17 protein-coding genes are annotated in these 15094 nt (G+C 58.0%); 14 read left to right on the plus strand and 3 right to left on the minus strand.

Annotated features, from left to right (window positions below):
- The first annotated feature begins 44 nt into the window (after nucleotides 1-44).
- Genes PSH97_RS10120 through PSH97_RS10145 form a run of 6 tightly spaced genes read left to right on the plus strand, consistent with a single transcriptional unit; the run spans nucleotide 45 to nucleotide 6032 of the window.
- On the plus strand, nucleotides 45-1598 hold the full coding sequence (locus tag PSH97_RS10120; RefSeq protein WP_305449048.1) for a sugar ABC transporter ATP-binding protein: 1554 nt from the start codon (nucleotides 45-47) through the stop codon (nucleotides 1596-1598).
- Nucleotides 1595-2572, plus strand: a complete 978-nt coding sequence (locus PSH97_RS10125; RefSeq protein WP_305449049.1) for an ABC transporter permease — start codon at nucleotides 1595-1597, stop codon at nucleotides 2570-2572. Before PSH97_RS10120 ends, PSH97_RS10125 begins: the two co-directional genes overlap by 4 nt.
- Before the next feature lie 3 nt (nucleotides 2573-2575).
- A complete protein-coding gene (locus tag PSH97_RS10130) occupies nucleotides 2576-3595 on the plus strand; it encodes a LacI family DNA-binding transcriptional regulator (RefSeq protein WP_305449050.1) in 1020 nt (339 codons plus the stop codon).
- Nucleotides 3596-3651: 56 nt separating this feature from the next.
- Entirely contained in the window at nucleotides 3652-4569 is a 918-nt protein-coding gene (rbsK, locus tag PSH97_RS10135; RefSeq protein ID WP_305449051.1) for a ribokinase, read from the plus strand.
- Entirely contained in the window at nucleotides 4566-4970 is a 405-nt protein-coding gene (gene rbsD, locus PSH97_RS10140) for a D-ribose pyranase (RefSeq protein WP_305449052.1), read from the plus strand. The genes rbsK and rbsD overlap by 4 nt, the downstream gene beginning before the upstream one ends.
- Before the next feature lie 33 nt (nucleotides 4971-5003).
- Complete coding sequence (locus PSH97_RS10145) at nucleotides 5004-6032, plus strand: nucleoside hydrolase (protein ID WP_305449053.1); 1029 nt, start codon at nucleotides 5004-5006, stop codon at nucleotides 6030-6032.
- A gap of 37 nt (nucleotides 6033-6069) precedes the next feature.
- Here the strand turns inward: PSH97_RS10145 and PSH97_RS10150 are convergent, their stop codons facing one another.
- Nucleotides 6070-6276, minus strand: a complete 207-nt coding sequence (locus tag PSH97_RS10150; RefSeq protein WP_305449054.1) for a hypothetical protein — start codon at nucleotides 6274-6276, stop codon at nucleotides 6070-6072.
- Nucleotides 6277-6407: 131 nt separating this feature from the next.
- On the opposite strand from PSH97_RS10150, the gene PSH97_RS10155 reads away from it, so the two are divergent.
- Nucleotides 6408-6713 carry a hypothetical protein gene (locus tag PSH97_RS10155; protein WP_305449055.1) on the plus strand — a complete coding sequence of 102 codons (306 nt, stop codon included), beginning with the start codon at nucleotides 6408-6410 and terminating at the stop codon, nucleotides 6711-6713.
- Between the two features lie 163 nt (nucleotides 6714-6876).
- The gene (locus PSH97_RS10160) at nucleotides 6877-7194 is read left to right on the plus strand and encodes an I78 family peptidase inhibitor (protein ID WP_038980107.1); all 318 of its coding nucleotides are present in this window, start codon (nucleotides 6877-6879) and stop codon (nucleotides 7192-7194) included.
- 72 nt (nucleotides 7195-7266) lie between these two features.
- Here PSH97_RS10160 and PSH97_RS10165 read toward each other — a convergent pair whose 3' ends face one another.
- Nucleotides 7267-7479 (minus strand): cold-shock protein, encoded by a 213-nt coding sequence (locus PSH97_RS10165; protein ID WP_003179963.1) that lies wholly within the window; start codon nucleotides 7477-7479, stop codon nucleotides 7267-7269.
- 290 nt (nucleotides 7480-7769) lie between these two features.
- On the minus strand, nucleotides 7770-8072 hold the full coding sequence (locus tag PSH97_RS10170; protein ID WP_038980108.1) for a hypothetical protein: 303 nt from the start codon (nucleotides 8070-8072) through the stop codon (nucleotides 7770-7772).
- Nucleotides 8073-8446: 374 nt separating this feature from the next.
- Between PSH97_RS10170 and thrS the strand changes: the two genes are divergently transcribed.
- From thrS to pheT, 6 genes are all read left to right on the plus strand, one after another.
- Nucleotides 8447-10369 (plus strand): threonine--tRNA ligase, encoded by a 1923-nt coding sequence (thrS, locus tag PSH97_RS10175; RefSeq protein WP_123498780.1) that lies wholly within the window; start codon nucleotides 8447-8449, stop codon nucleotides 10367-10369.
- Nucleotides 10369-10920 (plus strand): translation initiation factor IF-3, encoded by a 552-nt coding sequence (gene infC, locus PSH97_RS10180; RefSeq protein ID WP_169857083.1) that lies wholly within the window; start codon nucleotides 10369-10371, stop codon nucleotides 10918-10920. The genes thrS and infC overlap by 1 nt, the downstream gene beginning before the upstream one ends.
- Before the next feature lie 60 nt (nucleotides 10921-10980).
- Entirely contained in the window at nucleotides 10981-11175 is a 195-nt protein-coding gene (gene rpmI, locus PSH97_RS10185; RefSeq protein ID WP_002553160.1) for a 50S ribosomal protein L35, read from the plus strand.
- Between the two features lie 28 nt (nucleotides 11176-11203).
- Entirely contained in the window at nucleotides 11204-11560 is a 357-nt protein-coding gene (gene rplT / locus PSH97_RS10190; protein ID WP_007905879.1) for a 50S ribosomal protein L20, read from the plus strand.
- Nucleotides 11561-11669: 109 nt separating this feature from the next.
- Nucleotides 11670-12686: a phenylalanine--tRNA ligase subunit alpha gene (pheS, locus tag PSH97_RS10195; protein WP_007905876.1), complete on the plus strand. Its 1017-nt coding sequence runs from the start codon at nucleotides 11670-11672 to the stop codon at nucleotides 12684-12686.
- A gap of 26 nt (nucleotides 12687-12712) precedes the next feature.
- Nucleotides 12713-15094 (plus strand): phenylalanine--tRNA ligase subunit beta, encoded by a 2382-nt coding sequence (gene pheT, locus PSH97_RS10200; RefSeq protein WP_305449056.1) that lies wholly within the window; start codon nucleotides 12713-12715, stop codon nucleotides 15092-15094.

Consider the following 15094-nt stretch of genomic DNA (forward strand, 5'->3'; position numbering starts at 1 on the left):
CACAACGGTGCTCGCCTCTTGGGGCGAGCACATGGAGAGTTTTTATGTCTGTTTGCGCCCCGAACGCTGTCCTCTCGGTCAGCGGTATCGGTAAAACCTATGCCCAACCCGTCCTCACCGGCATCGACCTGACGCTGATGCGCGGCGAAGTGCTGGCGCTGACTGGCGAGAATGGTGCCGGCAAAAGCACGCTGTCGAAAATCATTGGCGGACTGGTCACGCCGACCACCGGCCAGATGCAATTCCAGGGGCAGGATTACCGTCCTGGTAGCCGGAGCCAGGCCGAAGAGCTGGGCATCCGCATGGTTATGCAAGAACTCAATCTGTTGCCGACGTTGTCGGTGGCGGAAAACCTGTTTCTCGACAACCTGCCCAGCCACGGTGGCTGGATCAGCCGCAAACAATTGCGCAAGGCAGCGATCGAGGCGATGGCCCAGGTCGGATTGGACGCCATTGATCCAGATACGTTGGTTGGCGAACTGGGGATCGGCCATCAGCAGATGGTGGAGATCGCCCGCAACCTGATCGGCGATTGCCACGTACTGATCCTCGATGAACCGACAGCAATGCTCACGGCCCGTGAAGTCGAAATGCTGTTCGAGCAGATCACTCGCCTACAGGCTCGTGGCGTGTCGATCATCTACATTTCCCACCGTCTCGAAGAACTGGCAAGAGTGGCTCAGCGCATTGCGGTATTGCGCGACGGCAACCTGGTCTGTGTCGAACCGATGGCCAATTACAACAGCGAGCAACTGGTCACCCTGATGGTCGGCCGTGAATTGGGCGAGCACATCGACATGGGGCCGCGCAAGATCGGCGCGCCGGCCTTGACGGTCAAAGGGCTGACCCGTTCCGATAAGGTTCGTGACGTGTCCTTCCAGGTGCGCGCCGGTGAAATTTACGGGATTTCCGGTTTGATCGGGGCAGGGCGCACCGAGTTACTGCGCCTGATCTTCGGTGCCGACACCGCCGACAGCGGCACCGTCGCGCTGGGGGCATCGGCTCAGGTGGTGAGTATTCGTTCGCCGGCCGATGCGGTCAGTCACGGTATCGCCCTGATCACCGAAGATCGCAAGGGCGAAGGCCTCCTGCTGACGCAATCGATCAGCGCCAACATTGCCTTGGGCAATATGCCGGTGATTTCCAGCGGTGGCTTCGTTAATAACGGTGACGAGATGTCTCTGGCCCAACGTCAGATCAACGCCATGCGCATTCGCAGTTCCAGCCCGACGCAATTGGTCTCGGAATTGTCCGGAGGCAATCAGCAGAAAGTCGTGATCGGCCGCTGGCTCGAGCGTGACTGCACGGTGATGCTGTTCGATGAGCCGACCCGTGGCATCGACGTTGGCGCCAAGTTCGATATCTACGCATTACTCGGCGAGTTGACCCGCCAAGGCAAAGCGCTGGTAGTGGTGTCCAGCGACCTGCGCGAACTGATGCTGATCTGCGATCGCATCGGTGTGCTGTCGGCAGGGCGTCTGATCGACACTTTCGAGCGTGACAGCTGGACCCAGGATGATTTGCTTGCCGCCGCTTTCGCCGGCTACCAAAAACGTGATGCGTTGCTCAACGAAGCAGCGCCTAGGGATCTTCCATGAATACTGCATCTTTGGCCGGCAAACGTAGTGGCAATTTTTATGGCCTCGGTACTTATCTGGGCCTGGCCGGTGCCTTGCTGGCAATGGTCGCGCTGTTCTCGATCCTGAGCAGCCACTTCCTGTCTTACGACACCTTCAGCACTTTGGCCAACCAGATTCCCGATTTGATGGTGCTGGCGGTCGGCATGACCTTCGTATTGATCATTGGCGGTATCGACTTGTCGGTGGGGTCGGTGCTGGCGCTCGCGGCCTCGGCGGTCAGTGTGGCGATTCTCGGTTGGGGCTGGAGTGTCTTGCCTGCGGCCTTGCTCGGCATGGCGGTAGCGGCATTGGCCGGGACTGTCACCGGCTCGATCACCGTGGCGTGGCGGATTCCCTCGTTCATCGTGTCCCTCGGCGTGCTGGAAATGGCGCGAGGCCTGGCGTATCAGATGACCGGTTCGCGCACTGCCTACATCGGTGATGCCTTCGCCTGGCTGTCCAACCCGATCGCGTTTGGCATCTCGCCGTCATTCATCATTGCCTTGCTGATTATCTTCATCGCCCAGGCCGTGCTGACGCGTACGGTGTTCGGTCGTTACCTGATCGGCATCGGTACCAACGAAGAGGCGGTGCGTCTGGCGGGGATCAATCCGAAACCCTACAAGATCCTGGTCTTCAGTCTGATGGGGCTGCTGGCCGGTATCGCTGCGTTGTTTCAGATTTCTCGCCTGGAAGCGGCGGACCCGAACGCCGGCTCCGGTCTGGAGCTGCAGGTAATCGCTGCGGTCGTGATCGGCGGCACCAGCCTGATGGGCGGGCGCGGCTCGGTCATCAGCACGTTCTTCGGTGTGCTGATCATCTCCGTACTGGCAGCCGGTCTGGCTCAGATCGGCGCGACCGAGCCAACCAAACGCATCATCACCGGTGCGGTGATCGTGGTGGCGGTGGTGCTTGATACTTATCGCAGTCAGCGCGCAAGCCGGCGGACCTGAGTCATGGCAACAATCAAGGATGTAGCGGCACTCGCGGGCATTTCCTACACCACGGTTTCCCACGTGGTGAACAAGACGCGGCCGGTCAGTGAGGAAGTACGGGTCAAGGTCGAGGCGGCGATCAAAAGTCTCGACTACGTGCCCAGTGCCGTGGCCCGGTCATTGAAAGCGAAAACCACCGCGACCATCGGCCTGCTGGTGCCCAACAGCCTCAACCCGTACTTCGCCGAGTTGGCCCGTGGCATCGAGGATTACTGCGAGCGCAACGGCTATTGCGTCATCCTCTGCAACTCTGACGACAACCCGGACAAGCAACGCAGCTACCTTCGCGTGTTGCTGGAAAAGCGCATTGACGGCCTGATCGTTGCCTCGGCCGGTGGTGACAGCGGCCTGGCCGAAGGTCTAGCGGGGGTGCGAACGCCAATGGTGATCGTCGACCGTGGGCTCGAAGGTCTCGATGCCGATCTGGTGCGCATCGATCACGAATACGGTGCCTATCTGGCGACCCGACACCTGCTGGAGCTGGGGCATCGGGACATCGCCACGATTGGCGGGCCAGCGAGTACCAGCGTGGCGCAGATGCGTCTGGCCGGTTATTGCCGCGCCTTGAAAGAGGCGGGCGTCGAAGTGCCGCGCGAGCGCATGCTGGAAAGCGACTTCACCAGCACCGGCGGTTATAACGCCGCCGCGATCCTGTTGGAAAAGAACCCGCCCAGCGCGATTTTCGCCGGTAACGACATGATTGGCATCGGTGTGTTGCGCGCCGCTGCCGAGCGCAATATTCGTGTGCCTACCGAGCTGTCGGTGATCGGCTTTGACGATATCCAGATGAGCCGTTACGTCTACCCGGCGCTGACCACCGTGGGCCAGTCGATCCTGCAGCTTGGCGAGATGGCGGCCGAAGTGCTGTTGCGCAGGATTGCCACGCCGGCTCTGGCGACCGATCAGCGCATCGTGACGCCGAGTATTGTCCTGCGCGAATCGACTGCGCCGCTGGCTGGTGTGTTCGCCCAATTCCGCTAAACAAAAAGTACCGCTGAAACCAAAAGCACCGCAGAAACAGAATTGACGAGTGATGTATGCCAGCAAAAGTAGTGGTAATAGGCAGCCTGAACATGGACTTGGTCACCCGGGCGCCACGGCTGCCTCGTGGTGGTGAAACGCTGATCGGCCAATCGTTTGCCACGGTTTCCGGCGGCAAGGGCGCGAACCAGGCCGTGGCCGCAGCGCGGCTGGGAGCGCAGGTGTCGATGGTCGGTTGTGTCGGAAGCGATGCCTATGGCGAAGCGCTGCGCGAGGCGTTGTTGGCCGAGCAGATCGATTGCCAGGCGGTCAGTACGGTCGAAGATTCCAGCGGCGTGGCGTTGATCGTGGTCGATGACAACAGTCAGAACGCGATCGTGATTGTTGCCGGCGCCAACGGTGCGCTGACGCCCGAAGTGATCGACCGTTTCGACGCGGTGTTACAAGCGGCGGATGTCATTATCTGTCAGCTGGAAGTGCCGGATGCCACGGTTGGCCATGCTCTGAAGCGCGGTCGTGAGCTGGGTAAAACCGTGATTCTCAATCCGGCGCCGGCCAGTCGCCCGCTGCCGGTGGATTGGTATGCAGCCATCGATTACCTGATACCCAACGAAAGCGAAGCCTCGGCCTTGAGCGGTTTGCCGGTGGACTCCCTGAGCACCGCCGAAACCGCCGCCACCCGCTTGATCGCCATGGGTGCCGGCAAAGTGATCATCACCCTCGGCGCTCAGGGATCGCTATTGGCCAATGGCACACGGCTTGAGCATTTCCCGGCAGCGAAAGTGAAGGCGGTCGACACCACTGCGGCCGGCGACACGTTCGTCGGTGGTTTCGCAGCAGCTTTGGCGGCCGGCAAAAGCGAGGCTGAAGCGATCCGTTTCGGCCAGGTCGCCGCTGCGCTGTCGGTCACCCGGGCTGGCGCGCAACCTTCGATTCCCACCTTGTCCGACGTACAGGCCTTTAAAGCACCATGAAAAAGACTCCTTTGCTCAACGTCGCGCTGTCGCGGCTGATCGCCGCCCTGGGCCATGGCGACACGGTCGTGATCGGCGATGCCGGCCTGCCGGTTCCACCCGGCGTCGAATTGATAGACCTGGCCTTGACCCACGGAATTCCGGATTTCGTCAGTACCTTGAAGGTCGTGCTCAGCGAAATGCAGGTCGAAAGCCATGTGCTGGCCCATGAGATTCTGGACAAGAAACCGTCGGCCTTGAGCACGCTGGATGAACTGAATGCCGAAGGTGCACTGGGCCGGCGCGATCTGCTCAGTCATGACCAATTCAAAGCACTCAGCCGACAGGCACGGGCGATTGTTCGTACAGGCGAATGTCAGCCGTACTGCAACATCGTTTTGGTGGCTGGCGTAACGTTCTAACTTTCCATTCTTCCCATGCACAAGGAATGCGCTATGCACCGCTATGCTCAGAAACTGCACCACCTGCTCCGGAGTCTGCTGCTTTTGTCCCTGATTACCGCAACAAGCGCCCAAGCGGCGGAGAAGATCGACTTGATCATCGACACCGATCCGGGTGCCGATGACGTGGTTGCCTTGCTGTTTGCCCTGGCATCGCCGGAAGAGCTGAACATTCGTGCGTTGACCACCGTTGCTGGCAACGTACGTCTGGACAAGACCTCGCGTAATGCGCGTCTGGCCCGTGAGTGGGCAGGGCGCGAGGAGGTGCCTGTTTATGCGGGCGCGCCGAAACCCATGATGCGCACGCCGATCTATGCCGAGAACATCCATGGCAAGGAAGGTCTGTCGGGCGTCACGGTGCACGAACCGAAGAAAGGCCTGGCCGAAGGCAATGCGGTCAACTATCTGATCGATACCCTGAAGTCCGCCAAACCCCACAGCATCACCATCGCCATGCTCGGTCCACAGACCAACCTGGCGCTGGCGCTGATCCAGGAGCCTGAAATCGTTCAGGGCATCAAGGAAGTGGTGATAATGGGCGGTGCGCACTTCAATGGTGGCAATATCACCCCGGTGGCCGAATTCAATCTCTTCGCTGACCCGCAGGCTGCCGAAGTGGTGCTGAAAAGTGGTGTCAAGCTGACCTATCTGCCGCTGGATGTGACCCACAAGGTCCTCACGAGTGAAGCGCGCCTGCAGCAGATCGCCGCACTGGATAACAATGCCAGCAAACTGGTGGGCGATATTCTCAACGAATACGTCAAAGGCGACATGGAGCACTACGGCATTCCGGGTGGCCCGGTGCATGACGCCACAGTCATCGCTTACCTGCTCAAGCCGGAGCTGTTCACCGGACGTTCGGTCAACGTAGTGGTTGATAGCCGCGAAGGGCCGACTTTCGGCCAGACCATCGTCGACTGGTATGACGGCCTGAAGGCACCGAAAAATGCCTTCTGGGTTGAAAGCGGCGACGCTCAGGGCTTCTTCGACCTGCTGACCCAGCGTCTGGCTCGTTTGAAGTAAGGCATAGGCCCGCAGGTGCCAGCCTGCGGGTTTTACACTACTCGGTTTCTCTTGCGCCCATGTAGTCAGCGGGGTATTTCTCGAGAACCTGTTTGATGAATGTCTGTGCGGCTTGTGTTCCCAGTTCCTTGACCAGCAAATCGATACCAATGATTGCCAACTCTTCCGGGCTACCCGGGCTGTAAGAGCTGTGGCCCTGTGGCCACTTGGCTTTGATGTCGGCGTCGATACTTACGGTGGTCATGATGGCGCTCGTGAAGTCGGAAAGGCTGAGTGTCGAGTTAACCATTTTGTGGGACGTTTGGCACTCCGACTTAGGCATGAGGGGAGGGCTATGCGACACTTGGTCTTTGACGATTTTTCAAGGACAGTGCTGTGCAGATCGATTTGAACACTCCTGATGGCTTGACCCTCGAAGCGGTGCGTCAGCTGCTGGCTTCTGCCAGCGACGATGAACACACTCAGTTGCGGGTCACCAAGGGCGGCATCGCCTACATTTCGTCGGGTATTGTGGGCGGCACGGACATCGACGGGCTGCTGTTTCGCCTGGAGACTTGGGCCAAGGGTTCCGGTTATGTCGGATTGGTCGCAGCCAGCGACAAGGTCTGGGTCATGCAGATTTTCAATGCGCTCAAGCAGAACTGGCCGAAGCCGCCTTTCGACTACATCGACGTTTATTAAACGCCGTTCATATTCAGTCACGATTGAGTGATGAACGGCATGCTAATGCTCAGGCACACTCGACGCTGCCTGGATCGAGGGCGGGGCGAGCGCTCGCCTTGAAACCAAACGCCAAAATGGCGGTCGCACGATCTCAGCTTAACTATTGAAAAAAGGAGGCTTCATGCCTTGGAAGCTCGCGTCATTGGGTACTTTGTTGGCCGCCACCCTGCTGGCCGGTTGCAGCAGTACGTCCACCGAGTCGGCAAAGGACCCTGTGGCGACCGACACCGGCCACAGCCGTTGTGAAGCAAAGGCTGCCGAATTCACCATTGGCAAAAAGGCTTCGCCCCAATTGCTGGAGCAGGCACGTACCCGCGCAGGCGCGCAGAATGCCCGGTTCCTCAAGCCTGATGACATGGTGACCCTGGAATACCGCTCCGATCGCCTGAACCTGAACACCGACAACAATCTGGTGGTCACCCGCGTCAACTGCGGCTGATTTCTTCAGGCTTTTGTTTCGCCCATAAAAAACCCCGTCACATGGACGGGGTTTTTTTAGTGCGCCAGAAAATTACTCTGGGCGGACTTGTGCAGCTTGCATACCCTTTTGGCCTTTCTCAGCCACGAAGGAAACGGTCTGGCCTTCTTTCAGGCTTTTGAAACCGTCGCTTTCGATAGCTTTGAAGTGTACGAACAGGTCGTCACCGCCACCTTGAGGAGTGATGAAGCCGAAGCCTTTTTCATCGTTGAACCATTTAACGGTGCCGGTTTGGCGATTAGACATGGTGTATCTCCAAGAAACATATATTTTCAGTAGTACTGTGCTGCTCAGGCCAACTGGGCACACCGGAGTATCATAGTCGAAATGTTCGCTTTGGGAGCCCCCCGGGTGTGCTGTTTGCCCTACAGTCGCGTTTACTTTGTTGCTTCGTGTGGCTGAAAGCCCCGGTTTAAAAGGCTTTCAGTCGAAAGTAAAGACAATAAAAAAAGCTGAAAAACCTGCATAAATCGTACGAAAAAGCTAAATTTCATCACTTTTTATCGGCGGTGAGCCGAGTCAAAAGGACTTTTTCCTCACTTTTTCGCCGGTGCATTGGCCTTGCATTTAGCAATCTGACCCAGTGCTTTCTGTTGCAGTTCCGGGCTGGCCTTGTTATCCATCAGGGCCTGAATGTCGCCAGCCGGGTACGATTTGATCGCGTCGGCACCGCAAGCGCAGTGAGACTTCGCAGCCGCAGCGCCGATCTGCGGAGTGGCCGCCTGAGTGCACTGAGCCATGTATTTCTCGCGCTCCCCCTTTGGCCAATCGGCATGGGCAGCCAGCGGCAGCAACAGGACGACGGGTGCGACGATGGCGAATAAACGATTCAGACGCATGCTGAGATGCTCCTTTTGGGTCAATGTCTTGTTATCTGAGGGGTAAAGCGGGGTTCAAGTTCAGCACTCTGGCATAAAAATGCCTGATTTGCCCCAGCAGAAAACCTTGCCGCCGCGACGACCGTTCATCTGTGCTAGCATGCTTCGCTCGGGCGTTTGCAGGCTCCGGATGACCTTCAGTCCCGGTAGCGGCGGATGCGCGAATAACCCTGATTTGAATCCCAGTCACTCTGGTTCGGTTTTCCGGTTGGCCGCAAGGCTCCTGCCGCTGTAAGGCAGGCGTTCGTTATTGAATGGCCTGGATCGGATCTTGTACTGGCTCATCCCAACCCACGTGACCTTTGGTAGGGGTCACCACTAGGAGAGGAGGCGCCATGCCAACTATTACTCTTCCCGACGGCAGTCAACGTTCATTCGATCACCCGGTTTCCGTAGCCGAGGTCGCCGCATCCATCGGTGCCGGTCTGGCCAAGGCCACCGTGGCCGGTAAGGTCGATGGCAAGCTGGTCGACGCCAGCGACATCATCGACAGCGATTCCTCGCTGCAAATCATTACGCCAAAGGATGAAGAGGGGCTGGAGATCATTCGCCACTCTTGCGCCCACCTGGTTGGCCACGCGGTCAAGCAGTTGTACCCGACGGCCAAGATGGTCATCGGTCCGGTCATCGACGAAGGCTTCTATTACGACATCGCCTTCGAGCGTCCTTTCACCCCGGACGACCTGGCCGCCATCGAACAGCGCATGCAGCAGCTGATCGAGAAAGATTACGACGTGATCAAGAAAGTCACTCCGCGCGCCGAAGTGATCGAAGTGTTCAAGGCCCGCGGCGAAGACTATAAGCTGCGTCTGGTCGAAGACATGCCGAACGAGCAGGCCATGGGTCTGTACTATCACGAAGAATACGTCGACATGTGCCGCGGTCCGCACGTGCCGAACACGCGCTTCCTGAAATCCTTCAAGCTGACCAAGCTGTCCGGCGCCTATTGGCGTGGCGATGCCAAGAACGAGCAATTGCAGCGCGTTTACGGCACCGCATGGGCGGACAAGAAGCAACTGGCGGCTTACATCCAGCGCATCGAAGAAGCCGAGAAGCGCGATCACCGCAAGATCGGCAAGCGTCTGGGCCTGTTCCACACTCAGGAAGAGTCGCCGGGAATGGTGTTCTGGCACCCGAACGGCTGGACTCTGTACCAGGTGCTCGAGCAATACATGCGCAAGGTTCAGCGCGACAACGGCTACCTGGAGATCAAGACTCCACAAGTCGTTGACCGCAGCCTGTGGGAGAAATCCGGGCACTGGGCCAACTACGCCGACAACATGTTCACCACTCAGTCGGAAAACCGCGACTACGCCATCAAGCCGATGAACTGCCCGTGCCACGTGCAGGTGTTCAATCAGGGCCTGAAAAGCTACCGCGAGCTGCCGATGCGCTTGGCCGAGTTCGGTGCCTGCCACCGTAACGAGCCGTCGGGTGCACTGCACGGGATCATGCGCGTTCGCGCCTTCACTCAGGACGATGCTCACATCTTCTGTACTGAAGAGCAGATGCAGGCCGAATCCGCTGCGTTCATCAAGCTGACCATGGACGTCTATGCCGACTTCGGCTTCAAAGACGTCGAGATGAAGCTGTCCACTCGTCCGGAAAAACGCGTCGGTTCCGACGAATTGTGGGATCGCGCCGAAGCGGCATTGGCCGCAGCCCTTGATAGCGCGGGCCTGCCGTATGATCTGCAGCCGGGTGAGGGTGCGTTCTACGGTCCGAAGATCGAGTTTTCGCTGAAAGATTGCCTCGGCCGTGTCTGGCAATGTGGTACCCTTCAGCTCGATTTTAACCTGCCTGTCCGTCTGGGAGCCGAATACGTCTCCGAAGACAACAGTCGCAAGCACCCGGTCATGTTGCACCGGGCGATCCTCGGATCCTTCGAACGTTTCGTCGGAATCCTGATCGAGCACTACGAGGGTGCATTCCCTGCGTGGCTGGCTCCGACTCAGGCAGTGATCATGAATATCACTGACAAACAGGCCGATTTTGCCGCCGAGGTTGAAAAAACCCTCAATGAAAGCGGATTTCGTGCCAAGTCTGACTTGAGAAATGAAAAGATCGGCTTTAAAATCCGCGAGCATACTTTGCTCAAGGTTCCCTATCTCTTGGTTATCGGAGATCGGGAAGTCGAGATGCAGACTGTCGCTGTGCGTACTCGTGAAGGTGCTGACCTGGGCTCGATGCCCGTCGCCCAGTTCGCTGAGTTTCTCGCGCAAGCGGTTTCCCGGCGTGGTCGCCCAGATTCGGAGTAATTACTATTAAGCGTGAAATGAGACAAGATAAACGAGCTGCACCGAAAGCCCCGATCAACGAGAATATCTCGGCACGCGAGGTTCGGTTAATTGGGGCTGAAGGTGAACAGCTTGGGATTGTGTCAATTGAAGACGCGCTTCTTAAGGCTGAAGAGGCCAAACTGGATTTGGTGGAAATTTCCGCCGATGCAGTACCCCCTGTTTGCAAACTGATGGACTACGGCAAATCGATCTTCGAGAAGAAGAAGCAGATTGCCGCGGCCAAGAAAAACCAGAAGCAGATTCAGGTTAAAGAAATCAAGTTTCGTCCAGGGACGGAGGAAGGGGATTACCAGGTAAAACTGCGCAACCTGGTACGTTTCCTGAGTGATGGGGACAGGGCCAAGGTATCCTTGCGATTCCGCGGCCGTGAGATGGCCCACCAGGAGCTGGGGATGGAACTCCTCAAGCGAGTTGAAGGTGACTTGCTCGAGTACGGTTCGGTCGAACAGCATCCTAAGATGGAAGGACGCCAGCTGATCATGGTCATCGCCCCGAAAAAGAAGAAGTAATCAACAGGGCACGGCAGGCCTTCTGATTATGTTTATCAACTGAATGCGGAGTATCCGAACATGCCAAAAATGAAAACGAAAAGTGGTGCTGCTAAGCGGTTTCTGAAAACTGCTAACGGTATCAAGCACAAGCACGCTTTCAAGAGCCACATCCTGACTAAAATGTCGACCAAGCGTAAGCGTCAACTGCGCGGTAGCAGCTTGCTGCATCCGTCTGACGTGGCAAAAGTCGAGCGCATGCTGCGCCTTCGTTAATTTTAGTCAAGAATAGAGGAAGTAACTCATGGCTCGTGTAAAGCGTGGCGTCATTGCCCGTAAACGTCACAAAAAAATTCTGAAACTTGCTAAAGGCTACTACGGCGCTCGCTCGCGCGTATTCCGTGTTGCCAAGCAAGCGGTAATCAAGGCAGGCCAATACGCCTACCGTGACCGTCGTCAGAAAAAACGTCAGTTCCGCGCTCTGTGGATTGCTCGTATCAACGCTGGTGCACGTATCAACGGTCTGTCCTACAGCCGTTTCATCGCCGGCCTGAAAAAAGCGTCCATCGAGATCGACCGTAAGGTTCTGGCTGATCTGGCAGTGAACGAAAAAGCGGCGTTTGCTGCGATTGTCGAGAAAGCTAAAGCCACCTTGGCTTAAGTACCCCCGACAGTCACCCGGCCTCACCTCTGTGGGGCCAGGTGTTAAACGTCATAAATAGGGGAAGAGCCTTCAAGCTCTTCCCCTATTTTGTATCTGGAGTCTGTACATGGAAAACCTGGATGCGCTCGTCTCTCAAGCACTAGAGGCTGTGCAAAGCGCTGAAGATATCAATGCCCTGGAGCAAATCCGGGTTCACTACCTTGGCAAGAAGGGTGAATTGACTCAGGTGATGAAGACCCTGGGGAATTTGCCAGCAGAAGAGCGTCCGCAAGTCGGCGCCCTGATCAACGTTGCCAAGGAGCGTGTCACAGAGGTTCTCAATGCTCGCAAGGCACTGTTTGAAGAGGCCGACCTGGCCGCCAAACTGTCTGCCGAGTCCATTGACGTGACCCTGCCTGGCCGCGGCCAGACCTCGGGTGGTCTGCATCCGGTTACGCGTACTCTGGAACGTATCGAACAGTTCTTCACCCACATTGGCTACGGCATCGCCGAAGGCCCTGAGGTCGAAGACGACTATCACAACTTCGAAGCACTCAACATCCCAGGCCATCACCCGGCCCGGTCGATGCATGACACCTTCTATTTCAATGCCAACATGTTGCTGCGCACCCATACCTCGCCGGTACAGGTCCGCACCATGGAATCGAAACAGCCGCCGATCCGCATCGTCTGCCCAGGCCGTGTGTACCGCAGCGACTCCGATATCACCCACTCGCCGATGTTCCACCAGGTCGAAGGCCTGCTGGTCGACCGCGATATCAACTTCGCCGACCTGAAAGGCACCATCGAAGAGTTCCTGCGCGTGTTCTTCGAAAAAGAACTGGCCGTGCGTTTCCGTCCTTCGTACTTCCCGTTCACCGAGCCATCCGCTGAAGTCGACATGGAATGCGTGATGTGCAGCGGTAAAGGCTGCCGCGTCTGCAAGCAGACTGGCTGGCTGGAAGTCATGGGCTGCGGCATGGTTCACCCGAACGTGCTGCGCATGTCCGGGATCGACCCGGAAGAGTTTTCGGGCTTCGCCTTCGGCATGGGCGTTGAGCGTCTGGCCATGCTGCGTTACGGCGTGAACGACTTGCGTCTGTTCTTCGACAACGACTTGCGGTTCCTCGCGCAATTTCGCTAGTCGTAACGAATTCTTAGGAGAGCAGGATGAAATTCAGTGAACAATGGCTGCGTGGCTGGGTAAGCCCGCAGGTAAGTCGCGACGAGCTGGTTGCTCGTCTGTCGATGGCCGGTCTTGAGGTCGATAGCGTTACGCCGGCCGCCGGTGAATTCAGTGGTGTGGTGGTGGGCGAGGTGCTGAGCACCGAGCAACACCCTGACGCTGACAAGTTGCGCGTTTGTCAGGTCAGCAATGGCTCGGAGACTTTCCAGGTAGTGTGCGGTGCGCCAAACGTGCGCCCCGGCCTGAAGATCCCGTTTGCCATGATCGGTGCCGAACTGCCGGGCGACTTCAAAATCAAGAAAGCCAAGCTGCGTGGCGTTGAGTCCAACGGCATGCTGTGCTCCCAGGCCGAGCTGCAAATCGGCGAAGGCAACGATGGCCTGATGGAATTGCCGTCCGATGCGCCAGTCGGTCAGGACATTCGTGAGTACCTGAGCCTCGACGACGCCAGCATCGAGGTCGACCTGACCCCGAACCGCGGTGATTGCCTGTCCCTAGCCGGTCTGGCTCGCGAAGTCGGTGCGCTGTATGCCGCCCAAGTCACGCGCCCGGTTGTTGCCAGCGTTCCCGCTATGCACGACGAAGTGCGTTCGGTTGAAGTGCTCGCGCCAGCCGCGTGCCCGCGTTACTTGGGTCGTGTGATCCGTAATGTTGATCTGTCCAAGCCTACGCCGCTGTGGATGGTCGAGCGTCTGCGTCGTGCCGACGTGCGCAGCATCGACGCCGCCGTCGACATCACCAACTACGTGATGCTGGAACTGGGTCAACCGCTGCACGCCTTCGATCTCGCCGAAATCAATGGCGGCATCCGCGTGCGCATGGCCGAAGAAGGCGAGAAGCTGGTGCTGCTCGATGGCCAGGAAGTCAGCCTGCGTAGCGATACGCTGGTGATTGCCGACCACACCCGCGCACTGGCAATCGCTGGCGTCATGGGGGGCGAGCACAGCGGCGTCAACACCGCGACCACTCGCGACATATTCCTTGAAAGTGCCTTCTTCGATCAGATTGCCGTTGCTGGCAAGGCTCGTTCTTACGGCCTGCACACTGACGCTTCGCACCGCTACGAGCGTGGCGTGGACTGGAAGCTGGCCCGTGAAGCCATGGAGCGCGCCACTGGCCTGCTGCTGGAGATCACCGGCGGTGAAGCTGGCCCGATCGTCGAAACCGTCAGCGAGCAGCATCTGCCATCGATCGCTCCGATCACCCTGCGTGCCCAACGCATCACCCAGATGCTGGGCATGGAAATGGACTCGGCCGAAGTCGAGCGTCTGCTCGGGGCCTTGGGTCTGACCATTTCTGCCGATGGGGCAGGGCAGTGGCGCGTTGAAGTGCCAAGCTTCCGTTTCGATATCAGCCTGGAAGTCGACCTGATCGAAGAGCTGGCCCGTCTGTACGGTTACAACCGTCTGCCGGTTCGCTACCCGCAAGCCCGTCTGGCGCCGCAAGCCAAGGCCGAAGCGCGCAGCGATCTGCCTGAACTGCGTCGTCTGCTAGTGGCTCGTGGTTATCAGGAAGCGATCACTTACAGCTTCATCGATCCGAAACAGTTCGAGTTGTTTAATCCGGGTGTCGAGCCGCTGCTGCTGGCCAACCCGATTTCCAACGACATGGCTGCCATGCGTTCGTCCCTGTGGCCTGGTCTGGTCAAGGCGCTTCAGCACAACCTGAACCGTCAGCAAGATCGCGTCCGCCTGTTCGAAAGCGGCCTGCGTTTCGTCGGTCAGCTGGAAGGCCTGAAGCAAGAGCCGATGCTGGCGGGTGTGGTGTGCGGTAGCCGTCTACCGGAAGGCTGGGCACAAGGTCGCGATGTCGTGGATTTCTTCGACGTCAAAGCCGATGTGGAAGCGGTACTGGGCTTCGCCGGTGCGCTGGATTCGTTCACGTTCGTGCCGGGCAAACACCCTGCGTTGCACCCGGGTCAAACCGCGCGCATCGAACGTGAAGGCCGCTTGGTAGGTTTCGTTGGCGCTATCCATCCTGAATTGTCGAAAACCCTCGGTCTCGACCGCCCGGTTTTCGTCTTCGAGTTGGTTCTGGCCGAAGTGGCATTGGGAAAAATGCCTAAATTCCAGGAGTTGTCGCGCTTTCCTGAAGTGCGTCGTGACTTGGCGCTGATTGCGGCCACGGACGTTGCGGCCAGTGCCGTACTGGACGTAATCCGTGAAAATGCAGGCGAATGGCTCACAGACCTCAGGCTATTTGACGTGTATCAGGGTAAAGGCATTGATCCTGATAGAAAAAGCCTTGCAGTCGGCTTGACCTGGCAGCATCCATCGCGCACTCTTAATGACGATGAGGTGAATACCGCGACGCAAAACATCCTCACCTCGCTCGAACAAAGGTTGAACGCCACGTTAAGGAAGTGA

It is taken from the genome of Pseudomonas cucumis, from assembly GCF_030687935.1.
GTDB classification, from domain to species: Bacteria; Pseudomonadota; Gammaproteobacteria; order Pseudomonadales; family Pseudomonadaceae; genus Aquipseudomonas; species Aquipseudomonas cucumis.